Source organism: Caballeronia sp. ATUFL_M2_KS44, assembly GCF_023630965.1.
Lineage (GTDB): Bacteria > Pseudomonadota > Gammaproteobacteria > Burkholderiales > Burkholderiaceae > Caballeronia > Caballeronia concitans.
In genome coordinates, this window is record NZ_JALQEA010000039.1 from 745,713 (window position 1) to 766,756 (window position 21,044).

The window sequence follows — 21,044 nt, forward strand, 5'->3', positions numbered from 1 at the left end:
TGTACCGGTCTCTTCATACGCGATACCGCACCGGCCACGCTTTTGAACGCATTCTTCTCCACACCGCGGCCCTCGGCTTGTCCGGGCCTCATGCGCATCGTGCAGGCACGCGATGGCGGTCTGGCGCGTCTGCGTCTCGCGGGCGGCGAACTGAACGCGCATGCTGCGCATGCCGTCGCGCGCGCCGCCGTGCGCTGCGGCTCGGGCGTCATCGACATCACGAATCGCGCGAACCTGCAATTGCGCGGCATACGCGACGATGCCCACGCGGAACTCATCGGCATCGCGCTGGAAGCCGGCCTCGGTCCGCAAGCCGAAGGCGGCGACGACATCCGCAACGTCATGGTAAGTCCGCTCGCGAATGACGCCACGCGCGCGCTCGCTGCTGACATCATCGCCACGATGCAAGCCGATGCCGCGCTGCAAGCGTTATCGCCGAAGTTCGCGTTGCAGCTCGATGGCGGCGAACCGCTTGCCATGCTCGATCATCCGCATGACGTGTGGCTTTCCGCGCTCGAAGACGGCGCGCGTTTTGCGTTCGGTTTTGCGGGCTCGATGCCGCATCGCGCAAACGATGCGCCCGCGCTCGGCAGCATCCCACGCGATGATGTCGTGGCGTTCGTCATGGCGGTGCTGCATGCGTTTCTTGCGCATGCGTCGCGCGAAGAGCATCGCATGCGTGATGTGCTCAAGCGCATCGGCGTTGCGCGCTTTCTCGATGCGCTGACATTCGACACCGCATGCGATGCATGGCGCCGCGCGCCATCCGATGCATCGCTGCGTCTCGGCGCACACGCGAACCCCGAGCACGACGCGTGGTATGTCGGCGCGCAACCGCCGCTCGGCCGTCTCGATGCATCGACGCTCGATGCGCTCGCTGATCTCGCGACATCGCACGCGCAAGGCCGGCTCGTCATGACGCCGTGGCAAAGCGTGTTGCTGCCGGGCGTTGCGTTGCACTCAACGCAATACGTGATCGATAAATTGCACGCGCTCGGTCTCATCACGGATTCGCGTGATCCACTTGCGCGCGTGATTGCATGCACGGGCTCGGCGGGTTGCGCGAAGAGTCACGCCGATACCAAAGCCGATGCATACCGCATCGCGCCGCTGCTGCCCGCGCATATCGAAGCGCATGTGAGCGGCTGCGATCGTTCGTGCGCGGCGGCACATCCCGTCGCCGTGACGCTGTTCGCCGTCGAACCCGGACGCTATGACGTGCACATGCATGCACGCCGCGTCGCACAGAATCTTTCCATCGAAGAGGCGGCCGCGTGGCTCGCCCGGAGCCATGCCGATGCTTGATTACATCCGCGACGGCGCGGAGATCTATCGTCAGTCGTTTGCGACGATTCGCGCCGAAGCCGACTTGAGCGCCATTCCCCGCGACATCGAGAAGCTCGCCGTGCGTCTGATTCATGCGTGCGGCATGGTCGATATCGTCGGCGATCTGCGCTTTTCTGAAGGCGCAGGCGATGCGGGACGCGCCGCGCTCGCCGCCGGCGCACCGATTCTCTGCGATGCGCGCATGGTCGCCGAAGGCATCACACGCGCGCGCCTGCCCGCCGATAACCGCGTGATCTGCACGCTGGGCGACCCGTCCGTGCCCGAGCGCGCCCGCGCGATGAACAACACGCGTTCGGCCGCCGCGCTCGAATTGTGGCGGCCGCAACTCGAAGGCGCGATCGTCGCTATCGGCAATGCCCCGACTGCACTCTTTCATCTGCTCGACATGCTCGATGCCGGCGCACCGAAGCCCGCGCTCATTCTCGGCTTTCCGGTGGGCTTCATCGGCGCGGCGGAATCGAAAGCGCTGCTTGCCGCCGATAGTCGCGGCGTGTCGTTCGTCGCGCTGCTCGGACGACGCGGCGGCAGCGCGATGGCCGCCGCCGCCGTGAACGCACTTGCTTCGGAGACCGAATGATGAGCGGAAGGCTCTATGGCCTGGGCGTCGGCCCGGGAGACCCCGAACTCATCACCGTGAAGGCGCTTCGACTCTTGAAGTCCGCAACCGTGGTGGCGTATTTCGTCGCGAAGGGAAAGAAGGGCAATGCGTTCGGCATCATCGAAGCGCATCTCGACGATACGCAAACGCGCCTGCCGCTCGTGTATCCGGTCACGACCGAAGCGCTCGAACCGCCGCTGTGCTACGAGACGATCATCAGCGCGTTCTACGACGAAGCCGCGCTCGCCATTGCCGATCATCTCGAAGCCGGACGCGATGTCGCGGTGATCTGCGAAGGCGATCCCTTCTTTTACGGCTCATACATGTATCTGCACGATCGTCTCGCCGGACGCTTCGATGCGCATGTCGTGCCCGGCGTGTGCTCGATGCTGGGCGGCGTGTCTGTGCTGGGCGCGCCGCTCGTGTATCGCAATCAGAGCCTTAGCGTGCTGTCGGGCGTGCTGTCCGAAGATGAACTCAAACACAAACTCGAATCATCGGATGCCGCCGTCGTGATGAAGCTCGGCCGCAACTTCGAGAAGGTGCGCCGCGTGCTGCGCGAACTCGGGCTGGACAAGCGCGCGCTTTATGTCGAACGCGCGACGATGGCGAATCAACGCATCGTGCCGCTCGATGAAGTCGATCCGATGGCGTCGCCTTATTTCTCGTTGCTCGTCGTGCCGGGTGAAAAATGGCAGGCGTGAAGACGTTTTCCAAACTTGCAATCGTCGTGCTCGGCGACAGCGCGATGCAAACCGCGCGGCGCATTCAGGCGTGTTTCGCCGAATCGCGCGTGCATGGTCTTGCAAGCCGCGTCGATGCCGACATCGCGTATGACGATTTCGGCGCACACGTGCGCGCGCTTTATGCGGCCGGTACGCCGATCGTCGCGTTGTGTTCGGCGGGCATCGTGATACGCGCGATTGCGCCATGCCTTGCCGATAAAGCAGCCGAACCGCCCGTGCTAGCCGTCGCGCAGGATGGCAGCGCGGTGGTGCCGCTCGTCGGCGGCACGAGCGGCGTGAACGTGCTGGCGCGCGAGATTGCCGCGTCGCTCGGCGTTGCGCCCGCTATCACCACGAGCGGCGAATTGCGCTTCGGCACGTGTCTGCTTGCGCCGCCCGAAGGTTATGCGCTCGCGGATATCGAACGCGGCAAGCGCTTCGTGTCCGATCTGCTCGCGGGCGAAGCGACGCGCATCGAGGGCCATGCGCCCTGGCTCGATCACGCCGATCTTCCTCGTGACGATGCCGCGCGTCTCGCGGTACGCATCACACCGCATATCGATGACGATGACGCTAGTCTCGTCATTCATCCGCGTTGCGCGGTTGCGTGGGTTCGCGATGTGAGCGGGTCCATCACCGAACGCGTGCGCGATGCGTTGCACGCGCATCGACTGTCTCCGCTTGCGCTTGCTGCACTCGTCGCGCCGACGCACGCCATGACTTGCGATGCCCTCGCCGATGCCGCGCAAGCGCTGCACGTACCGCTGCGTTTCAGCGACGACGTGCCTTCGCAAGACATCGTCATCACCATCGCAAACGAACCCGTCGATGCGCAAACCATCGGCCGCGCGCGCGGCACGTTGACGGTCATTGGCCTCGGACCCGGCAACGTTGACTTGATGACGCCCGCATCGAAGGCCGCGCTCGCCGCTGCACACGACGTACTCGGCTACGAAACGTATTTGCGCATGGCGGGGCCGTATCGCGCGGACCAGCGTGTGCACATGACGGACAACCGCGAGGAACTGCAGCGCGCGCGCCACGCATTCGAACTCGCGAGCGAGGGACGCAACGTCGTGGTGGTCTCGTCGGGCGATCCCGGCGTCTTCGCAATGGCCGCTGCCGTGCTCGAAGCACTGGACGAAGGCCACGTAATGCATCCCGAATGGAACGCGGTCAAACTCGCGATCTTGCCGGGCGTCTCCGCATCGCTTGCAACGGCTGCACGCGCGGGCGCACCGTTGGGCCATGACTTTTGCGTGCTCTCGCTATCGGATAACTTGAAGCCGTGGGACGTGATCGAAAAGCGCATCCGTCACGCTTGCGAAGCGGATCTCGTGATGGCGTTCTATAACCCGCTATCGAAGGCGCGGCCGTGGCAGTTCGATCGTGCGTTGGACATCGTGCGCGAACATCGCGATGCAGCGACGCCCGTGGTGCTCGGCCGCGACGTGGGACGTCCCGCGGAAAGCATGCGCACGGTCACGCTCGGCGAACTGCATGGCGGACTCGTCGATATGCGAACGATGGTGATCGTCGGTTCATCGCGAACGCGCACGATCGGCGAATGGGTCTATACGCCGCGCTGGTACTGAAGCAGCGCATCCGCAGGCACATAGTGCGCTTGCCACGACGCGGCCAACACTTTTGCACCACCCACGCGCAAGGGCGCATCCTCGAAGTCCACCACGATGATGCGATCCGCAGACGCGGGCGCGACGGGGCGATCGTTCACGCGGCCATCGGTCAGCACCCATAGCCAGCGGCGTTGATGAGGCCGGCGACGCGCCGCGCGTGCAAGCACCGTTGCCGCGTTCGATATGCCGAGCGTGAGCGGCGTGCCGCCTCCTCCACCGATCGGCGCGATCCATCGTTCATTGAACCAGTGTGCCGCGCCCGGTTGACGTCGCACTTCGGCGCGGCCGCCGCCAAAGCACACGAGCGCCACTTCAGCGCGCTCGCGATAAGCGCGGTCGAATAGCGCGATCAACATGCCTTTGGCGCGAGCAAGGCGCTCGCCGCCCAGCATCGAACCGGAGCAATCGAGCAGGAAGCAATGCAGCGCGCTCGCATCGGCATCGGTACGGCGAAAGCGCACATGCTGCGCATTCAACGGCGCGGCGCGCCTGGTTCGCAACGTCGCCATCCAGTCGATGCGTGCGCTCTCCGCGCCCTCGCGTGCAGCGAAACGGCCTCGCGAACGCGCGTCCTGCCATCGAAGACGATGCGCTTGCGCATCGGCGTCGAGCCTTCGATGGCTCAGGCTTTTTTTGCGGCGAGCGGCCTGACTTGCTTGACCTTCGCCGTGCCCGCCGGCTCGGGCGGCACATAGCCCCACTCGCCGTCCTGGGCGCTTGCGCCATTCGACTGACGAGGCGGCGTCTCGCGCGGCGGCGCTTCACTCTCCCGACGCCGATGACGCAAAACGGCTTCGGCCACGCATTCCACGTGCTTGGTTTCCACGTAGTCCGCGCCTTCGAGCGCCGCGAGCGCACGCGCCGCGCGCAACATCACGAGGTCCGCGCGCAGACCATCCACTTGCGCCGCGATGCAAAGCTCGCTGACGCGCGCATGAACGGCATCGTCGAAATCGAAGTCGTTCAACGCGGCACGGGCCGCATCGATGCGTTCGCCGAGCGCCGCCTGATTGTCTTCATGCAGCGCGCGAAATGCTTCGGGGTCCGTATCGAATGCAAGACGCGACTTGACGATCCGCTGCCGCACGCTCGCATCGAAGCAGTTGTCCAGTTCGACCGCGAGTCCAAAGCGATCCAGCAATTGCGGACGCAACTCGCCTTCCTCCGGATTCATCGTGCCGATCAGCACGAAGCGCGCATCATGCCGATGCGAAATGCCGTCGCGCTCGATAATGTTCACGCCGCTTGCCGCAACGTCGAGCAACTGATCGACGAGCGGATTCGGCAGCAGATTCACTTCGTCGACATACAGCACGCCACGATGTGCCTTGGCCAGCAAGCCCGGCGAAAATTTCACGCCGCCGTCGCGCAGCGCGCTTTGGATGTCGAGCGTGCCGATCAACTGTTCTTCGCTCGCGCCCAGCGGCAAGGTCACGAGCCGTCCTTCGGGCAGAAGCTCGGCAAGCGCGCGCGCCGCCGTCGATTTGGCCGTGCCGCGCGGCCCGCTGACGAGCACGCCGCCAAGCGACGGATCGACAGCCGCGAGCAACAACGCCTGCTGCAACGGCGCCTGTCCGACGAGCGCGGTGAAAGGAAACGCTGGAAATAAAGAGGTTTCGTTCAAATCTGTCGGCCTTCGAGTTGCTGCTCGACATCGAGCAGATGCCGCGTCACCGCATCGCGATACACGCCCGGCTCTTGCCACAAGCCGCGTTCCATCGCTTCGAGCAATCGCTCGCAGATCGAGTGCAACGCATGCGGATTGTGCTGCGCAATGAAGTCGCGCGTGCCGGCATCGTTCACATAAGCATCGGTGACGAGCGCATATTGATGATCCGACACGACGCGCGCAGTGGCGTCGTAGCCGAAGAGATAGTCGACCGTCGCGGCCAGTTCCGATGCGCCCTTATAACCGTGGCGCTTTACACCATCGATCCATTTCGGATTCACGACGCGCGCACGCACCACGCGCGCGATTTCTTCGTTGAGCGTGCGCACGCGCGGCGCGGCGGGATTGCTGTGGTCCGCGTTATACGCTTGCGGCTGCAGGCCGGACAAGTAACGCGCTGCTGCAATCATGCCACCCTGAAACTGGTGATAGTCGTTCGAATCGAGTATGTCGTGCTCGCGGTTGTCCTGGTTTTGCAGGACCACGTCGAGCGACGAAAGCCGCGTGCCGAAGCTCGCGCGTGCTTCGACACCATCGCCGCTTTGCGAATAAGCGTAACCGCCCGTGCTTTGATACGCAGCGGCGAGGTCCGCGTCCGTTTCCCACTGACGCGCGTCGATCAGTTCCTGCAAGCCCGCGCCATATGCGCCGGGCTTTGTGCTGAACACGCGCCATCCCGCACGCCGTCGCGCTTCTTTCGCATCGACGCCACGGCCGATGAGTTCATCGCGTTCACGAAGAATGCGCGCGCGGATAGGGTTCACGTCCTCGGGTTCGTCATCGAGTTCGGCGACGGCTTGCACTGCTGCATCGAACAGATGCATGAGGTTCGCGAATGCATCGCGAAAGAAGCCCGATACGCGCAAGGTCACGTCGATGCGCGGACGGTTGAAAATAGTGATCGGCAGAATCTCGAAGTCCGTCACGCGATGACTGCCCGCCGCCCACTTGGGCCGCACGCCGATGAGCGCGAACGCCTGCGCGATATCGTCGCCGCCGGTTCGCATCGTCGCCGTGCCCCACACTGAAAGACCGATTGCGCGCGGATAATCGCCGTGATCCTGCACATGCCGTTCGACGAGCATGTTCGCGGACTTGAGGCCGAGCGACCATGCCGCTTGTGTCGGCAAGGCGCGCGTATCGACCGAATAGAAGTTGCGGCCCGTGGGCAAGACATCGGGCCTGCCGCGCGATGGCGATCCGCTCGGTCCCGGCGGCACGAAGCGTCCCTCCAGACCACGCTTGAGTTGCATGAGTTCTTGCGGTCCGCATGCATCGAGACGCGCGAGCACATCGCATTTCAAGCGTTCCAGCACGAGCGCGGTGTGCGATCCGGGTGTGGATGTGAGTGCGTGTGCATCGTCCTGCAAGAGTTGCAGGGCAAGACATTCGAGCCGCTCGCGCGTGTCGCCATGATGACGCCACGACGCATCGCTCACGGCTTGCAATGCTTCAGGGCGCGGGCCAGTCCATATTGCGGACCAATCGGCATCGAGCGGATTGAAGGCATCGCCCAATTGCAGGTCGCGTGCGAGCGCGGTGATGAGGCTCGCGTTCGCGCCTTGACCATCGCCAATCGGAAAGCGCCCGAGTGCGAGTAGCGTATCGCGGCGCTGCGTTCCTTCAGGCGATACGCCGAACACATGCAAGCCGTCACGTATCTGCGCTTCCTTCAGTTCGCAAAGATAGGCATCGGCGCGCGTGAGCAACGCGTCTTCGCCCGCGATATCACGCGGTGCATCCAGCCCGAGTTCGTCGTGCAACCTGTGTTCGACGATGTTCTCGAGTATCGACTTGCGCAAGAGTTTGGCGCGGCGCGTATCGACCATTATTGCTTCGTAGTACTCGTCGACTTGGCGTTCGAGATCCTGCAGCGGTCCGTAGTTTTCGGCGCGCGTGAGCGGCGGCATCAGATGATCGATGATGACCGCCTGTGCGCGACGCTTCGCCTGACTGCCCTCGCCCGGATCGTTGACGATGAACGGATAGAGATGCGGCATCGGCCCGAGAATCAGATCGGGCCAGCATGATGCCGACAATGCGACGCTCTTGCCGGGAAGCCATTCGAGATTGCCGTGCTTGCCGACATGCACGAGCGCATCCGCGTTGAAACGCAAGCGCAGCCAGAAATAAAACGCGAGATAGGAATGCGGCGGCACGAGTTCGGCATCGTGATAGCTCGCATAGTCATTGCGCTCGCGCGAGCGCGAAGGCTGAATGCCGACGAAGATTTCATCGCAGCGAAAGCCCGCGATCATGAAGCGGCCGCGCCGGATCGTCGGGTCATGCTCGGGCGCGCCCCACGTGCTTTCGAGCGCGGCGCGCGCATCGGCGGGCAACGCGTTGTACGCATCGAGATATTCTTCGAGCGAAAGGCTCTGCAGCGCGGGACGCAGATCGCGCACGACGGGATCGTTCGTCACGCCTTGCGTCAACGCGGCGATGAGCGCATCGCCATGTTCGGGGATGTCGCCCACGCGATAGCCCTCACGCGCCAGCATCGACAGAATGCCGACAGCCGATGCCGGCGTATCCAGCCCCACGCCATTGCCGATACGCCCTTCGCTCGCCGGATAGTTCGCGAGCACGAGCGCAATGCGCTTCTTCGCATTCGGCGTATGCCGCAGCGCGCACCAGCGCCGGCTCAGTTCCGCGACGAAGCGAACGCGCTCGGCATCGGCCTGATAGCGCACGACATCCACTTGCGTATGCGGACAGTGATACGCGAGTCCTTTGAAACTCACTGCCCGCGTGATGATGCGGCCATCGACTTCGGGCAATGCAATATGCATCGCAACATCGCGCGAATTCAGGCCGTGATTGTCCTTCTCCCAATCTTCACGATTGCCGCCGCTCAGAATGACTTGCAGCACGGGCGCATCGCCTGCGACTTCGAATGCTTCGCTTTCGCCTATAACGCCCGCTGCAAACGCAGTCGTATTCAATACGAGAGAGGCGTGATGCTCCGCGCATAAGCGCTCCACGACTTCACGGCTGACGCTTTCCTTCAGCGACGCAATGGCAATGGGCAGTGGATTGAGACCTTCTTTCTCAAGCGCTTCGACGAGTGAATCGAATACCGCCGTGTTTCCCGACTGCAAATGCGCGCGATAAAAAAGAATGGCGACGACCGGCGCGCCTTCGGTCCATCGCGCGCGCCAGTCGTCGATCAAGGCGATATCGCGCTCGGGATGATAGATGGCGACCGCGGGCAACGTACTCGGCGGCTGCGGTTCGCGCCCGAAGCCAAACGAGCGATGAGCGATCGCCCGCAAGAATTCCTCGGCATTGCGCGCGCCGCCCTCGCGCAGATAGTGCGACAGCTCGCGGCAAAACGCGGCATCGGCGGTGCTCTTCGCAATCAGGTTGGGGTCTTCGGTGAGATCGCCGGAGAACATCGCGAGCACTTGCTTCTCGCTCTTCGCCAACGACACGAGCCGCTCGATGCCATAAGGCCAATACGATTCACCGCCGAGATGATCGACGATGACGACCTTCGCGTGACGCAACACATCATCGACGTAGAAGTCCACTGACGCCGGCTGGCGCAGGAACGATTGATTCGCCAGCCGCACTTCGGGAAAGCCGGCTTCGAGGCGCGGAAAGACGCTTGCAAGCAACGCAAGCGTGGTGTCGGCGGAACTGAGCACGACAATGGGCGCGCGCGTCTGCTCGATACGCATGACGCCTGCGGCATCGTCGACGAATCCTCCCGGAGTCGTGCGTAGCAAATGCATCGTGCTAAGCCTGCGCGAGCGCGTTGGCGAGCGCGGCGTCGAAGGCGCGCTGAAGCGTCGGCTGATCGAGGTCTTCGCCGATCAGCACGAAGCGGCTTGCGGCTTCGCCGTCGGACCAGCGCCGGTCGAAGTAGCTATCGAAACGGCGTCCCACGCCTTGCACGACAAGACGCATTGCAGCGCCGGGCAGTGCCGCGAAGCCCTTCACGCGATAGATCGTGTGTTGCTCGACGAGCGTGTGCAACGCCGCGATGGCCTGATCGCGCGATTCGACATGCGCCTCGACGACGACCGAATCGAAGTCATCGTGATGATGATCCGCGTGGCCTTCATCGTCCACGGAGCCGTGATGATCGTGCCGCAAGTGAATCGTCTCTTCCGATGCCGCCTGCAAGCCGAGCAACGCATGCAGATCGAGCTTGCCCATCTGCGCGGGCACGATTTTCACTTCAGGCGGAATCTCCGGCCGCACGAGCGCTTCCACTTTGCTGAGCGCATCGGCGTCCATGAGATCGGTCTTGTTGACGATCACGAGATCGGCAGACGACAACTGATCCTCGAACAATTCATGCAGCGGCGATTCATGATCGAGGTTCGGATCGGCCTTGCGTTGCGCATCGACAGCAGCGGGATTGGCCGCGAACTGTCCGCTCGCGGCGGCGGGACCATCGACGACGGTAATGACCGCATCGACCGTGAAGGCATTCTTGATGGACGGCCAGTTGAACGCTTGCACGAGCGGCTTGGGCAATGCAAGACCCGACGTTTCGATCAGCACGTGATCGATGCGCTCGCGCCGCTCGAGCAATTGCTCCATCACCGGATAAAACTCTTCCTGCACGGTGCAGCACAAGCAGCCATTCGCAAGCTCATAGAGATTGCGGTCTGCCGAAGCCGCTCCGTCATCGCAGCCGATACCGCAGCCCTTTAGAATTTCCCCGTCGATGCCCAACTCGCCGAACTCATTGACGATCACGGCCAGGCGCAAGCCCTGCGCATGGGACATGATGTGGCGCATCAAGGTGGTCTTGCCGCTGCCGAGAAAGCCGGTCACGACGGTGACGGGAATCTTGCGGGTTTGCATCGTTGCTCCGTGGCTCGTGTGTGCGTGCGCCGTGCATCGCGCCGATGGCGGCGTCGAATGCGGTGTGAAACGGGAAAGCGCACGGCTTCGTGGATCATGGGTCGAGCCGCATCCCCGCGGCGTCGGTCCTCGCGAAAGTCTGGCCGGTATCCGGGCTTGCGGCTTCATTGCGCGGCCTTCCTGCCATGCTCATGACAGTGGCCTTTGGCGCAATGCGCGGAATCGATATTGCGATACCGCCAGTCGCTTACCGTTGCGGGGGCAGCGCAGGTTGGCGCGCGCTTTCATTAGAAAAAAGCCAGGCGCTTCCTGCTTCCCGTTTAACTGTGCGCGAAAGAAGCTCGCGCACGAGCACCAAAACTGCGTGAAAGTCTAGGCTGAGCGCGAGGGAGCGTCAAGGAAACACGCGCTATCAGCAGGCGCATATGGTATCTTTGGCCCGCGACTGGTGCTCGCGCGTTCGAACGCAACGCGCAGTTAAACGGGAAACAGGAAGCCGCGAGTTCTTTGATCGAACGAAGCGTGCCAGCCTGTGCTGTCCCCGCAACGGTACGCGACCGGCGGGATTGCATGCGTGCAATGCCGCGCATCGTGCGCACACGCCACTGCCGCTCGCGGCGGGAAGGCCGCACGATGAGGTCGCAAGCCCGGATACCGGCCAGCGCAGGGGACGAAGCGCATCGCTCATGCATGACGATGCGCTTTGCCAGACGCCGCGCATCCGCGAGGGACGCATGCGCCGCTCGAGCCGCCCATTCTTTTCGATGAAGTCTATTTGCGCAAATGAGCGCGGTCTTGCAGTCGGCATCGGTTGCAGGCGAGGCGCAAGCGCCGACGCTATTGAAGCCGCCGTGCGTGCCGCGCTGAACGAATCGAGCCTTTCCTTCGAGGATATTTCTTTAGCGGCCAGCATCGACGCTAAAGAGAATGAAGCCGGTTTGCTGGCGTTTTGCGCGCGCCATGAATTGCCCTTGCGCTTTTTCAAAGCGGAAGAAATCGCGCGCGTTCGCAGCAGTTATTCGCGTCATGCGGACAAGCACATGAATGTCGATGGCGTATGCGAGCCTTGCGCGCTGCTTGCGAGCGGCGGCGGGCACCTTGTCGTGGGCAAGACCATCGTGGGCGGCGTGACTGTCGCCATTGCAATGAATCAAGCTCTGTCGAGCACGAAAACCTCATGAAAACCGATACCGAATCGCATCTGCGCATGACGCAGCGTCGCAAGGAAGGGCACGAAAAGAAGCAGGCCGCCGCCGATCACGAGAAAGGTTTATTGATCGTCAACACGGGCAACGGCAAGGGCAAGACGACGGCCGCATTCGGCATGGCAGTGCGCGTGCTCGGCCACGGCATGAAGCTCGGTGTCGTGCAATTCATCAAGGGCGCATTACACACATCCGAGCGCGACTTCCTGAGCGCCGTGGCGAACTGCGATTTCGTCACCATGGGCGACGGCTACACATGGAACACGCAGAACCGCGAAGCCGACATGGCGACCGCGCGCAAGGGATGGAACGAGGCACGGCGCATGATCGAGAGCGGCGAATATCAGATGGTCGTGCTCGATGAACTCAACACCGTGCTCAAGTACGAGTATCTGCCGCTGGATGAAGTGCTGGATGTGCTGAAGGCGCGGCCCGCGATGCTGCATGTGGTCGTGACGGGCCGTCATGCGCCGGATGCGCTCGTCGACATCGCGGATCTCGTCACGGAGATGCGGCTCGTGAAGCATCCGTATCGCGAGCAAGGCGTGAAAGCGCAACGTGGCGTCGAATTCTGATGCTGCGCTGCCCTGCACTCTTCGTTAGCGCGAGCGCATCGCATCAAGGCAAGACCACGGTGACCGCTGCGATTGCGCGCCATCATGCGCGGCTCGGCCGGCGCGTGCGCGTCTTCAAGACGGGTCCGGATTTCCTCGACCCGATGATTCTCGAACGTGCGTGCGGATCACCGGTTTATTCGCTGCATTTATCGATGGTCGGACTCGACGAATGCCGCGCCTTGCTCGCACAGGCGGCGCGCGAAGCGGATCTGATTCTGATCGAAGGCGTAATGGGTTTATTCGATGGCACGCCGAGCAGCGCCGATCTCGCGGCCGCGTTCAACGTGCCCGTGCTTGCAGTGATCGGCGCGCATGGCATGGCGCAGACCTTCGGCGCGGTCGCGTTCGGGCTTGCGCGCTATCGGCCGGATGTGCCGTTTTACGGCGTGCTCGCGAATCGCGTTGCATCGGCACGTCATGCGCAAATGCTCTCGGAAGCCATCCCCGAAGGGCTGCGCTATTGCGGGCATGTGTCGAATACGGACGATATCGCATTGCCCGAGCGTCATCTCGGACTCACGCAAGCGCAAGAGATCGCGAGCCTCGATGCACACCTCGATCGCGCCGCCGATGCCATCGCCGCAACCGCGCTTGCTGAATTGCCGCCGCATGTGGACTTCGACGACGCGATGCCCGAAGCGCCGCCGCGTTTGCTCGATGGTCTGCGGATCGCCATCGCGCGCGATGCCGCGTTCTCTTTCATTTATCCCGCGAATATCGACTTACTGAAAGCGATGGGCGCGACCATCGCGCCGTTCTCTCCGCTCGCCGACGAGCCCGTGCCTGCCGATGCCGATGCGCTCTATCTTCCCGGCGGTTATCCGGAGTTACACGCGGCGACGCTTGCATCGAATGCGCGCACGCGAGCATCCATTCGCGATCATGTTGCGCGTGATCGCGCGGTCCTGGCGGAATGTGGCGGCATGCTTTATCTGCTCGACACGTTGACCGATCTCGAAGGCGCAAGACACGCGATGCTCGGCGTGCTGCCAGGCCATGCATCCATGCAGCGGCGTCTTGCCCGACTCGCGATGCAGCGCCTCGACACCGCACATGGCGCGCTTACCGGCCACACGTTTCATTACTCCACGCTCGATACGCCCATGCAGCCGCATCTCAACGCGACACATGCAACGACGGGCGCAGCAGGCGAAGCGTTTTATCGACACGGCCGCGTGACGGCCACTTATATGCACGCGTACTGGCCTTCGAATCCCGCCGCAGCCGCTGCGCTCTTTCGCGGCACGACACTATGACGACGACAGACCTGGCTTTCACCATCGAACGCGCAAAGACTCAGGAGCCGATCGGCTCGCCGTGTACGGGCGTATGCAAGCTCGATCCCGCGCACGGACTGTGCGCGGGATGCTTCAGAAGCCGTGAAGAGATAAAGGCCTTTAGATCGATGAACGATGTCGCGAAGCTGACGCTGCTCGATCAACTACTCGCAAGACGATCGACGATCGCGCCATGACTTGCGCTCAAATCGCCGCCATCGTCCGCAATGCCGGACGTTCGAGTTCCCGCGCGGCAAGCGCGCCGAACAAGAGACCTAGTGTCGTCCAGATAATCGCTTGTATGCCGATCGCCGCCACGCGGAAATTCCATAGAAGCGATGCGGAAAAATCCGCAGGCACTTCATCGACGCGCGGCAGCACGAACTGCGCAAGCAGCATCAGCGCGATATAAGCTGCGCCCGCGATGACCGTCGCGCGCCAGTTGCCTTGACGCGCATGCAAGCGCCTTTGCAGCCACACGGCGAAGACGGCCGCCGCAATCGACATCGCCACCATGCCGAAGAACAACGCGGTGCGCGGTCCAATGGTTTCAGGATTGCCGACAGCGGGCGGATTCGGCGGGTACTTGAGAAACGGCACGATCGCCACGCTCACGAATCCCAACATGGCAAGCAACGCCGATGCGCCGCGCGCATGCAATGCGCCGAGCCGTCCATAAGCGAACGCGAAGACGAGCGAGAAAATGCCGCCTAACGCGGTGCCGAATACAGCGACGCCCGTTAGCAGACCGAGGCCCGCTTGAGTATCGCGGCTAACGATTTCTTCGTCGCCTTCATGCTCATGCGACTGCGCAGCGCCGTCCTGATGCGAATGCGCATGCTCGTGCCGTTCCTCGAATGCAATGGCGCGCTCGACCGACGGTTCACCGACAGTCTTTGCAAACGCGAAGCCGAGCAAGCCCGCGACGAGTCCCGCGATCATGCCGCGTATCAACAAACTGCGAATCATGGCGCGTCCTCAGTGGCACGGAAAGCCGAGCAGATGCCGGCCGTCGTGAACGAATTCGTGGACGTACATGCCCGAAATAATGGAGGTCGCGCCTTGCTCTGCGCCGACGAAGTAAATGGCGATCAGCAGAATGAGGCCGATAAACACGGCCCAGGGCAGCACTTCGCGCACCGGAATGGGGACAGGTGCATCGATTGAAGGCGAAGAGGAAGCGGCGGAATACACCGTCGCGTTAGTAGCGTTCATTGAAAGTTCTCCAAGGGAATAAGCGCGTCCCGATAGACGAAGAGCATGCAGCGGGGTCTGACTCGCGAGTTGCTTTAACAACAGACTCGCTTACAGTGGCGCGACCGTGCCGGGTTTTCACCGGCTTCCTCGCATTGCAAGCTTGCCATTCTATGACGATTGCCGGCAAAGTAAAGCAACGATATTCATAGCCGCCGATTCAATTGAACGTCATTCTGCTCTGTCACGCCGCCACGCATGCAATGAAAGCCGCGCGCTTTCCGACCGGCATCGAACCCGCCGCGCGCGATGAACGCGCTGCACTTGCTGATCGTTTCGCGGCGCAAAATGTCGCTGTCATTTCCAGCCCCGCCGCAGTAGCACGCGAAACGGCTGGCTGGCTGACGAGTGAGTTCGACATCGATTCCGCGTTCGACGACATCGACTATGGCCGTTGGCGCGGCCATGAAATTCGTGCGATCGCACAACAGGACCCCGAAGGCGTGGCGTCATGGCTCGCGGATATGCACGCGCGTCCGCATGGCGGCGAAAGCATCGCGATGCTGGCCGAACGCGTCGGCAAAGCGCTTCAGCGCATGGCGGCCGACGCATCGCATGAATGCTGCATCGTGGTCACGCATGCCATCGTCGTGAAAGCGGCGCTTGCGCATGTTCGCGAGGAGCCGCTCGCATCGCTCGCGAAGATCGATCTCGTCCCTTTGTCCGCGATAGGGCTCGAGTACGATGCATCGCGCGGCGCATGGTCGGAACGAAACTTCGATTCACACGACAGGCTCAAATGCATCGACAGCACCTGATGCTGCCGCATCCCTCAAGGAGACTCTCATGGCGCATTACGTTGACGGTTTCGTCGTACCCGTGCCGGTCGAAAAGATCGACGCCTACCGGACCATGGCTGAAGAAGCCGGCAAAATCTGGCTGGAACATGGCGCGCTGCAATTCGTGGAATGCATCGCCGATGACGTCAAGCCGGGCGAACTCACTTCGTTTCCGCAGAGCGTTCAACTGAAGGAAGGCGAGACCGTTGCATTCTCGTGGATACTCTACGACTCGCGCGAGCAACGCGACGCAGTGAACGAGAAAGTCATGAATGACCCTCGCCTGAAGGCCATGATGGAGAAAGGCGAGCCGCCGTTCGACGGGAAGCGGATGTTCTTCGGCGGATTCAGGACGCTGGTCGAACTCGGACGCGCCTGAGCGCTTTAGCCAATCACTTTAGAAAAGGAACGACATCGACATGTTTATCGCCATGAATCGCTTCAAGATCGTACCGGGCGCCGAGGCTGACTTCGAACGTCTATGGACGAGCCGCGATACTTATCTGAAGGACGTCCCCGGCTTCGTCGAATTTCATCTGCTCAAAGGCCCGGCGAAGGACGACCACGTACTCTATTCGAGCCATACGATCTGGGCGAATCGGGCGGCTTTCGAAGACTGGACGCGTTCGGACGCGTTTCGAAACGCTCATCGCAATGCGGGCGGCGAGACGCGCCAGCTTTATCTGGGACATCCGGAATTCGAAGGCTTCGAGGTCATTCAAACGGTCAAGTAACACGCGCGTTTTACACACCTATGAAAAAAGCGCGCTAATCGACTGTTTGAGAAGCTATGCCTTCGCGCCGCGTGCCATGCGTTGCAGCGTCGAGGAATCGATCGCGGCGGCGCAAATGCGCACGGCTTCGTTCAGCGTGCGCGGCCGCCCCTTGCCGAACTGCGACTCGAGCATGGCGACCGCGCGCACACGCTCGTCATTGCCGAGCTTCTCACCCGTTGCAAGCTCCAGCACCGAGATAAAGTAAGCGGCAGGAGGCGTTGCGCGCCCTGCCGGAGTTCGGTGTCCACCGTCGGCGCCATGCGTTTCGCCATCGCGGTGGCCATCGAACGCCATGCGGCGCGCAGGACGCGTCGTCCATTCTGTGTCGTTTCGACTGGTCATTGGTCTGATCATCGCTGAAGTGCTCTGCGCTCTCGCGCGCATCGTCATCTGATTGAAACCTCAGCAAGGACCGTTCCAACTCTCGTTAATCAATCGAGCTTTGTTCCGACAAAACGAACTTCGCGGCGCGACATGCCGCGAGATCCCACGCCGCGCAACCGACCGATTTGAAGACCACCGGACATCCGGACGGCTCTTTAGACGCAAGCGCGGTCGCAAGCGGAATCACGTCGTTCCACTCGACGCCCGCGAGAATGAAATCACCCGCTTCATGGCGCGCGCCTGCGGTATCGTCGACATAAAGCTCGCTTGCATGAATAGTCGATGGCGCGATTTCGGCGGCATCCGCCGTGAATGCGCCCACGCCGATCACGAGCCGATCCGCTTGCGCGGGCATTGCATAGACCGGCGACTTGCTCGTGGTGGCGGCGATCACGACATCGATCGATTCCGGAATAGCCGCATTTTCCAGCGGTTCCATGTTCGCCGATAAGCGCGCGTTTTCCTCGAAGAACACACCCGCGCGGCCGGCACGCGAGCCGAGCACGTAGATGCGGGCATCGGGATAAAGCGCCGCGAGTGCTTCGACGTGATGCGCGGCCTGCTTGCCCGTGCCGATCAGAAGCACTGCGCGCGGCGGCTTCGCAGCGAGCGTGCGGATGGCGAGCATCGATACCGCCGCGGTGCGCCTGCCCGTTACCGTGGGACCATCGAGCATGAATTGCAGCGCGCCGGTCGATGCATCGAACGCACTCACTTGACCGTGTATCGTCGGCAAGCCGAGTGCGCCGTTGCCGGGGCAAACGTTCACGAGCTTATGGATCGCGATATCGGCGGCGGTCGCGGGCATCGACAACATCACGCCGCCGTGCGGAAGCGGCACGACCAGGCGCTCGGGACTGGCAATGCGGCCCGCTGCGTAATCGAGCATGGTCGCGGCGAGCGTATCGACGAGACGGTCATATGGAAGAAGGCGCGCGGTTTGCGCCGCATCGAATGTGTCGGTCATCGCTGATCGGCTCCCTTATTGAATGTATGCGCGGGAATATTCTAACGGCGGCGAAACGCGTGTCATAAAGCGCGAGCCTTTCTACAATGGACGCTTGAATGCGGCGTCATACGGCTGCCATGCGAAACCGTCATAATCGGCCATTCGCGCCGCTCAAACAAACGCTAAACCAAAATCGCGCGATACCAACCGCATTCCGGAGCCGGACATGAACATGACCGACAAGCAGCGCCGCTTTCACGCCGACGTGATCGACAGCTACGACGAAGAGTTCGAGATGGAGATCGACGACCGTCTGCTGGACGGCGAAGCTGCGTTTTCCGATGAAGATCGCGAGCTTCGCAAGACCTATTTTCGCGAGCTGTTCCGTCTTCAAGGCGAACTCGTCAAATTGCAGGACTGGGTGGTGCATACGGGGCACAGGCTCGTCGTGATATTCGAAGGGCGCGATGCTGCCGGCAAAGGCGGCGCGATCAAGCGCATCACGCAGCGGCTCAATCCGCGCGTGTGTCGCGTGGCTGCCCTGCCCGCGCCGAATAATCGCGAACGCACGCAATGGTATTTCCAGCGCTATGTATCGCATTTGCCGGCGGGCGGTGAGATCGTACTCTTCGATCGAAGCTGGTATAACCGCGCGGGCGTCGAGCGCGTCATGCATTTCTGCACTGACGACGAATACGAAGAGTTCTTTCGCTCGGTGCCCGAGTTCGAGAAGATGCTCGTGCGCAGCGGCATTCAGATCATCAAGTACTGGTTTTCGATTACCGACGACGAACAGGAAGTGCGCTTTGAGGCGCGCATCGAAGACCCGCTCAAGCAGTGGAAGCTAAGCCCGATGGATCTGGAAAGCCGTCGCAGATGGGAGGCCTATACGGCGGCGAAGGAAGTCATGCTGCAACGCTCGCATATTCCCGAAGCGCCGTGGTGGGTGGTGCAGGCCGTCGACAAGAAGCGTGCACGTCTGAACTGCATTCATCACCTGTTGAGTCAGGTGCCTTATCACGAGATCGAGCATTCATCCATTGAACTGCCTGAGCGTGTGTTCAATCCCGATTACTTGCGCCAGCCGGTGCCGCAGGAAATGTACGTGCCGGAGATTTATTGACCGCCTTGGCAGCAGTGATGGCAGGCGATACGTTCGATAGCCTGCCCGCGCTGACGCAATACCGCCTGGCGTGCGACGAATTGATAAGCGTGCTGCGACCCTTTGAACAGCATCACGAACATGACTTGCGCGAGATTGAAGTCCAGGGTGACCATCAGGCGCATCAACAGCAGCAGCGGCAAGACCACGGCTGGTTGATAGAACTGTCTAGCGATCAAGGCTCTCATTGGCGGCTCCAGTTCCCATGATTGAAATTCTATGGATTCAAGGGATCGGGATAAATGGCCCGCACATGAAGACATATGTTCCTTGACGCGAACAATCGAAACTGAAAGCAAAAGGCCCCGCATCGAGCGGGGCCATGAAGTGCATCAGTTCTTCGCGAGACTCGGTTCGGGCACGGGCGTCGGCATCGAATCGCCCCATCCGCCGCCGAGCGCGCGTATCAGATTCACCGTCGATACCGCCTGCGTCCCCGCAAGCTGGACCGCCGCGCGCTGCGATTGCAGCACCGTGCGTTCCGCGTCGATGACATCGAGGTAATTCACCGCGCCTTCCGTGTATTGCGTGCGTGAAAGCTGCGCAGCGCGCACCGATGCATTCACCGCATCCGCTTGCGTCGATGTTTGCGTTTCGAGAATGCGCAAGTCCGACAGGTTGTCTTCCACTTCGCGGAACGCAACGAGCACTTGCTGACGATAATTCGCCACGTCCTCTTCGTACACCGCGCGCGCATTCGCGAGGTTGCCCTTGCGACGCCCGCCATCGAAGATCGGCAGATTGAGCATGGTGCCCGCGAACGGTCCGAGCAGGAACGTACGGCTCGACCAGTTGAAGAGATCGCCGAGCGTCGCCGATTCGAAGCCGCCCGAGCCCGTCAACGTCAACGACGGAAAGAACGCCGCCTTGGCCACGCCGATGCGCGCATTGGCCGCCGCCATCGATCGCTCCGCTGCCGCGATATCCGGACGACGCTCCAGCAACGACGAAGGCAAGCCCGGCGGCACGCGCACCGTCACCGGCTTCAGCGGATTCGAAGCCATGGTGAATTGCGCGGGCGTCTTGCCGAGCAGCACCGCGAGACTATGTTCCGATGCGGCGCGCAAGCGTTGAACCGTCATCGCGTCCGACCGCGCCGTCGCGAGTTCGGACTTCGCGCGCGCAACGTCGAGCTCGCTAATGTCGCCTTCCGCGAAGCGCCGCTGCACGAGCTTCAGCGCTTCCTCGCGCAACGACACGGTGCGCGCGAACACATCGGCTTCCGCATCGAGTTCGCGCAAATTGAAGTAGTTTTGCGCGACGTCCGCCTGCAATGCGAGCTGCACGGAGCGGAACAACGCCTCGCTTTGCTGCGTGTCCGCGTTGGCGGCTTGCACGCTATTCGATACGCGCCCGAATAAATCCACTTCATACGACACGCTGGCCTGCGCACGCCACAACGTCTGCGCGGGAATGTTCGCGTCGGGCGGCTGGAATTGCGAGGCCGGCGACACCTTCTCGCGCGTCGGACCGAAGCCCGCATCGAGTGTCGGGAAGAGACCCGCGCGCGCCGTCTGGTTGATCGCACGCGCTTCCTTCACACGCGCCGCCGCAGCCTTCAGGTTTTGATTGGCCTCTTGCGCCTGGCGTTCGAGATCGTTGAGCGCGGCGTCATCGAAGATCGTCCACCATTCGCCGCGCAGCATCTCTTCCGAAGGCTGCGCGGTCTTCCACGTGCCCGCTTCCGATGCAGACAGCGAAGGCGTTTCCTTATACGCAGCGGGTGCGTTCACATCGGGCTTCTCATACGTCGGCGCAAGCGAGCAACCCGCGACCACCAGCAGCGACGCCATCAAGGCGGGCAAGCCCAACCATCGTTTCATTAGCAGCTTGTTCATCATCGA

The 21,044-nt window shown here is 62.1% G+C and carries 22 protein-coding genes and 2 riboswitches; of the genes, 12 read left to right on the forward strand and 10 right to left on the reverse strand.

Going from position 1 to position 21,044, the window contains the following annotated elements; genetic code table 11:
• Window positions 1–90: 90 nt before the first annotated feature.
• Genes cobG through cobJ form a run of 4 tightly spaced genes read left to right on the forward strand, consistent with a single transcriptional unit; the run spans window position 91 to window position 4,265 of the window.
• Window positions 91–1,305, forward strand: a complete 1,215-nt coding sequence (gene cobG, locus NCR39_RS18870; protein WP_250453573.1) for a precorrin-3B synthase — start codon at window positions 91–93, stop codon at window positions 1,303–1,305.
• On the forward strand, window positions 1,298–1,924 hold the full coding sequence (locus tag NCR39_RS18875; protein WP_250453574.1) for a precorrin-8X methylmutase: 627 nt from the start codon (window positions 1,298–1,300) through the stop codon (window positions 1,922–1,924). The genes cobG and NCR39_RS18875 overlap by 8 nt, the downstream gene beginning before the upstream one ends.
• Entirely contained in the window at window positions 1,921–2,649 is a 729-nt protein-coding gene (locus NCR39_RS18880; protein ID WP_250453575.1) for a precorrin-2 C(20)-methyltransferase, read from the forward strand. Before NCR39_RS18875 ends, NCR39_RS18880 begins: the two co-directional genes overlap by 4 nt.
• Window positions 2,637–4,265 carry a precorrin-3B C(17)-methyltransferase gene (gene cobJ / locus NCR39_RS18885; protein WP_250453576.1) on the forward strand — a complete coding sequence of 543 codons (1,629 nt, stop codon included), beginning with the start codon at window positions 2,637–2,639 and terminating at the stop codon, window positions 4,263–4,265. Before NCR39_RS18880 ends, cobJ begins: the two co-directional genes overlap by 13 nt.
• Here cobJ and NCR39_RS18890 read toward each other — a convergent pair.
• The 4 genes from NCR39_RS18890 to cobW all read right to left on the reverse strand — a co-directional run bounded on the left by NCR39_RS18890 (window position 4,244) and on the right by cobW (window position 10,797).
• On the reverse strand, window positions 4,244–4,816 hold the full coding sequence (locus NCR39_RS18890) for a vWA domain-containing protein (RefSeq protein WP_250453577.1): 573 nt from the start codon (window positions 4,814–4,816) through the stop codon (window positions 4,244–4,246). The genes cobJ and NCR39_RS18890 overlap by 22 nt on opposite strands.
• A 113-nt stretch (window positions 4,817–4,929) precedes the next feature.
• A complete protein-coding gene (locus NCR39_RS18895; protein ID WP_250453578.1) occupies window positions 4,930–5,931 on the reverse strand; it encodes a magnesium chelatase ATPase subunit I in 1,002 nt (333 codons plus the stop codon).
• On the reverse strand, window positions 5,928–9,713 hold the full coding sequence (gene cobN / locus NCR39_RS18900) for a cobaltochelatase subunit CobN (RefSeq protein ID WP_250453579.1): 3,786 nt from the start codon (window positions 9,711–9,713) through the stop codon (window positions 5,928–5,930). The genes NCR39_RS18895 and cobN overlap by 4 nt, the downstream gene beginning before the upstream one ends.
• A gap of 4 nt (window positions 9,714–9,717) precedes the next feature.
• A complete protein-coding gene (gene cobW, locus NCR39_RS18905; RefSeq protein WP_250453580.1) occupies window positions 9,718–10,797 on the reverse strand; it encodes a cobalamin biosynthesis protein CobW in 1,080 nt (359 codons plus the stop codon).
• A gap of 124 nt (window positions 10,798–10,921) precedes the next feature.
• Window positions 10,922–11,171, reverse strand: a riboswitch (cobalamin riboswitch).
• A 55-nt stretch (window positions 11,172–11,226) separates the two neighbouring features.
• Window positions 11,227–11,474: riboswitch (cobalamin riboswitch) on the forward strand.
• 9 nt (window positions 11,475–11,483) lie between these two features.
• Here cobW and NCR39_RS18910 point away from each other — a divergent pair.
• From NCR39_RS18910 to NCR39_RS18925, 4 genes are read left to right on the forward strand one after another with little or no spacing between them, the layout of a single operon-like run.
• Window positions 11,484–11,978 carry a cobalamin biosynthesis protein gene (locus NCR39_RS18910; RefSeq protein ID WP_350029685.1) on the forward strand — a complete coding sequence of 165 codons (495 nt, stop codon included), beginning with the start codon at window positions 11,484–11,486 and terminating at the stop codon, window positions 11,976–11,978.
• The gene (cobO, locus tag NCR39_RS18915) at window positions 11,975–12,577 is read left to right on the forward strand and encodes a cob(I)yrinic acid a,c-diamide adenosyltransferase (RefSeq protein WP_250453581.1); all 603 of its coding nucleotides are present in this window, start codon (window positions 11,975–11,977) and stop codon (window positions 12,575–12,577) included. The genes NCR39_RS18910 and cobO overlap by 4 nt, the downstream gene beginning before the upstream one ends.
• Window positions 12,577–13,875, forward strand: a complete 1,299-nt coding sequence (locus NCR39_RS18920; RefSeq protein WP_250453582.1) for a cobyrinic acid a,c-diamide synthase CobB — start codon at window positions 12,577–12,579, stop codon at window positions 13,873–13,875. Before cobO ends, NCR39_RS18920 begins: the two co-directional genes overlap by 1 nt.
• The gene (locus NCR39_RS18925) at window positions 13,872–14,093 is read left to right on the forward strand and encodes a DUF1289 domain-containing protein (protein WP_250453583.1); all 222 of its coding nucleotides are present in this window, start codon (window positions 13,872–13,874) and stop codon (window positions 14,091–14,093) included. Before NCR39_RS18920 ends, NCR39_RS18925 begins: the two co-directional genes overlap by 4 nt.
• 7 nt (window positions 14,094–14,100) lie before the next feature.
• On the opposite strand, the gene NCR39_RS18930 is transcribed toward NCR39_RS18925, so the two are convergent.
• Both NCR39_RS18930 and NCR39_RS18935 read right to left on the reverse strand, forming a co-directional pair.
• Window positions 14,101–14,865, reverse strand: coding sequence for a CbtA family protein (locus tag NCR39_RS18930; protein WP_250453584.1), 765 nt, complete (start codon window positions 14,863–14,865; stop codon window positions 14,101–14,103).
• Between the two features lie 9 nt (window positions 14,866–14,874).
• Window positions 14,875–15,111 (reverse strand): CbtB domain-containing protein, encoded by a 237-nt coding sequence (locus NCR39_RS18935; protein WP_250453585.1) that lies wholly within the window; start codon window positions 15,109–15,111, stop codon window positions 14,875–14,877.
• A gap of 203 nt (window positions 15,112–15,314) precedes the next feature.
• On the opposite strand from NCR39_RS18935, the gene NCR39_RS18940 reads away from it, so the two are divergent.
• From NCR39_RS18940 to hmuQ, 3 genes are read left to right on the forward strand one after another with little or no spacing between them, the layout of a single operon-like run.
• A complete protein-coding gene (locus tag NCR39_RS18940; protein WP_250453586.1) occupies window positions 15,315–15,908 on the forward strand; it encodes a histidine phosphatase family protein in 594 nt (197 codons plus the stop codon).
• 28 nt (window positions 15,909–15,936) lie between these two features.
• Window positions 15,937–16,308, forward strand: coding sequence for a DUF1428 domain-containing protein (locus tag NCR39_RS18945; protein WP_250453587.1), 372 nt, complete (start codon window positions 15,937–15,939; stop codon window positions 16,306–16,308).
• A 40-nt stretch (window positions 16,309–16,348) separates the two neighbouring features.
• Window positions 16,349–16,663: a heme-degrading protein HmuQ gene (gene hmuQ, locus NCR39_RS18950; protein WP_250453588.1), complete on the forward strand. Its 315-nt coding sequence runs from the start codon at window positions 16,349–16,351 to the stop codon at window positions 16,661–16,663.
• 54 nt (window positions 16,664–16,717) lie between these two features.
• On the opposite strand, the gene NCR39_RS18955 is transcribed toward hmuQ, so the two are convergent.
• Window positions 16,718–16,999, reverse strand: a complete 282-nt coding sequence (locus tag NCR39_RS18955; RefSeq protein WP_250453589.1) for a hypothetical protein — start codon at window positions 16,997–16,999, stop codon at window positions 16,718–16,720.
• A 133-nt stretch (window positions 17,000–17,132) separates the two neighbouring features.
• Window positions 17,133–18,056 (reverse strand): bifunctional Delta(1)-pyrroline-2-carboxylate/Delta(1)-piperideine-2-carboxylate reductase, encoded by a 924-nt coding sequence (lhpI, locus tag NCR39_RS18960; protein WP_250453590.1) that lies wholly within the window; start codon window positions 18,054–18,056, stop codon window positions 17,133–17,135.
• 208 nt (window positions 18,057–18,264) lie between these two features.
• Between lhpI and ppk2 the strand changes: the two genes are divergently transcribed.
• Complete coding sequence (gene ppk2, locus NCR39_RS18965; RefSeq protein ID WP_250453591.1) at window positions 18,265–19,161, forward strand: polyphosphate kinase 2; 897 nt, start codon at window positions 18,265–18,267, stop codon at window positions 19,159–19,161.
• Here the strand turns inward: ppk2 and NCR39_RS18970 are convergent.
• Window positions 19,155–19,388, reverse strand: a complete 234-nt coding sequence (locus tag NCR39_RS18970; protein ID WP_250453592.1) for a hypothetical protein — start codon at window positions 19,386–19,388, stop codon at window positions 19,155–19,157. The two genes, ppk2 and NCR39_RS18970, sit on opposite strands and share 7 nt — an antisense overlap.
• A gap of 144 nt (window positions 19,389–19,532) precedes the next feature.
• Complete coding sequence (locus NCR39_RS18975; protein WP_284507251.1) at window positions 19,533–21,023, reverse strand: efflux transporter outer membrane subunit; 1,491 nt, start codon at window positions 21,021–21,023, stop codon at window positions 19,533–19,535.
• Window positions 21,024–21,044: the final 21 nt, after the last annotated feature.

Coding starts and splice junctions, on each gene's coding strand:
- cobJ (WP_250453576.1), top strand. CDS start 2,637: ATGGCAGGCGTGAAGACGTTTTCCAAACTTGCAATCGTCGTGCTCGGC.
- NCR39_RS18875 (WP_250453574.1), top strand. CDS start 1,298: ATGCTTGATTACATCCGCGACGGCGCGGAGATCTATCGTCAGTCGTTT.
- NCR39_RS18935 (WP_250453585.1), bottom strand. CDS start 15,111: ATGAACGCTACTAACGCGACGGTGTATTCCGCCGCTTCCTCTTCGCCT.
- NCR39_RS18970 (WP_250453592.1), bottom strand. CDS start 19,388: ATGAGAGCCTTGATCGCTAGACAGTTCTATCAACCAGCCGTGGTCTTG.
- ppk2 (WP_250453591.1), top strand. CDS start 18,265: ATGAACATGACCGACAAGCAGCGCCGCTTTCACGCCGACGTGATCGAC.
- cobN (WP_250453579.1), bottom strand. CDS start 9,713: ATGCATTTGCTACGCACGACTCCGGGAGGATTCGTCGACGATGCCGCA.
- lhpI (WP_250453590.1), bottom strand. CDS start 18,056: ATGACCGACACATTCGATGCGGCGCAAACCGCGCGCCTTCTTCCATAT.
- NCR39_RS18910 (WP_350029685.1), top strand. CDS start 11,484: ATGCATGACGATGCGCTTTGCCAGACGCCGCGCATCCGCGAGGGACGC.
- NCR39_RS18945 (WP_250453587.1), top strand. CDS start 15,937: ATGGCGCATTACGTTGACGGTTTCGTCGTACCCGTGCCGGTCGAAAAG.
- NCR39_RS18955 (WP_250453589.1), bottom strand. CDS start 16,999: ATGGCGTTCGATGGCCACCGCGATGGCGAAACGCATGGCGCCGACGGT.
- NCR39_RS18930 (WP_250453584.1), bottom strand. CDS start 14,865: ATGATTCGCAGTTTGTTGATACGCGGCATGATCGCGGGACTCGTCGCG.
- cobW (WP_250453580.1), bottom strand. CDS start 10,797: ATGCAAACCCGCAAGATTCCCGTCACCGTCGTGACCGGCTTTCTCGGC.
- NCR39_RS18975 (WP_284507251.1), bottom strand. CDS start 21,023: ATGAAACGATGGTTGGGCTTGCCCGCCTTGATGGCGTCGCTGCTGGTG.
- cobG (WP_250453573.1), top strand. CDS start 91: ATGCGCATCGTGCAGGCACGCGATGGCGGTCTGGCGCGTCTGCGTCTC.
- cobO (WP_250453581.1), top strand. CDS start 11,975: ATGAAAACCGATACCGAATCGCATCTGCGCATGACGCAGCGTCGCAAG.
- NCR39_RS18925 (WP_250453583.1), top strand. CDS start 13,872: ATGACGACGACAGACCTGGCTTTCACCATCGAACGCGCAAAGACTCAG.
- NCR39_RS18920 (WP_250453582.1), top strand. CDS start 12,577: ATGCTGCGCTGCCCTGCACTCTTCGTTAGCGCGAGCGCATCGCATCAA.
- NCR39_RS18880 (WP_250453575.1), top strand. CDS start 1,921: ATGATGAGCGGAAGGCTCTATGGCCTGGGCGTCGGCCCGGGAGACCCC.
- hmuQ (WP_250453588.1), top strand. CDS start 16,349: ATGTTTATCGCCATGAATCGCTTCAAGATCGTACCGGGCGCCGAGGCT.
- NCR39_RS18890 (WP_250453577.1), bottom strand. CDS start 4,816: ATGGCGACGTTGCGAACCAGGCGCGCCGCGCCGTTGAATGCGCAGCAT.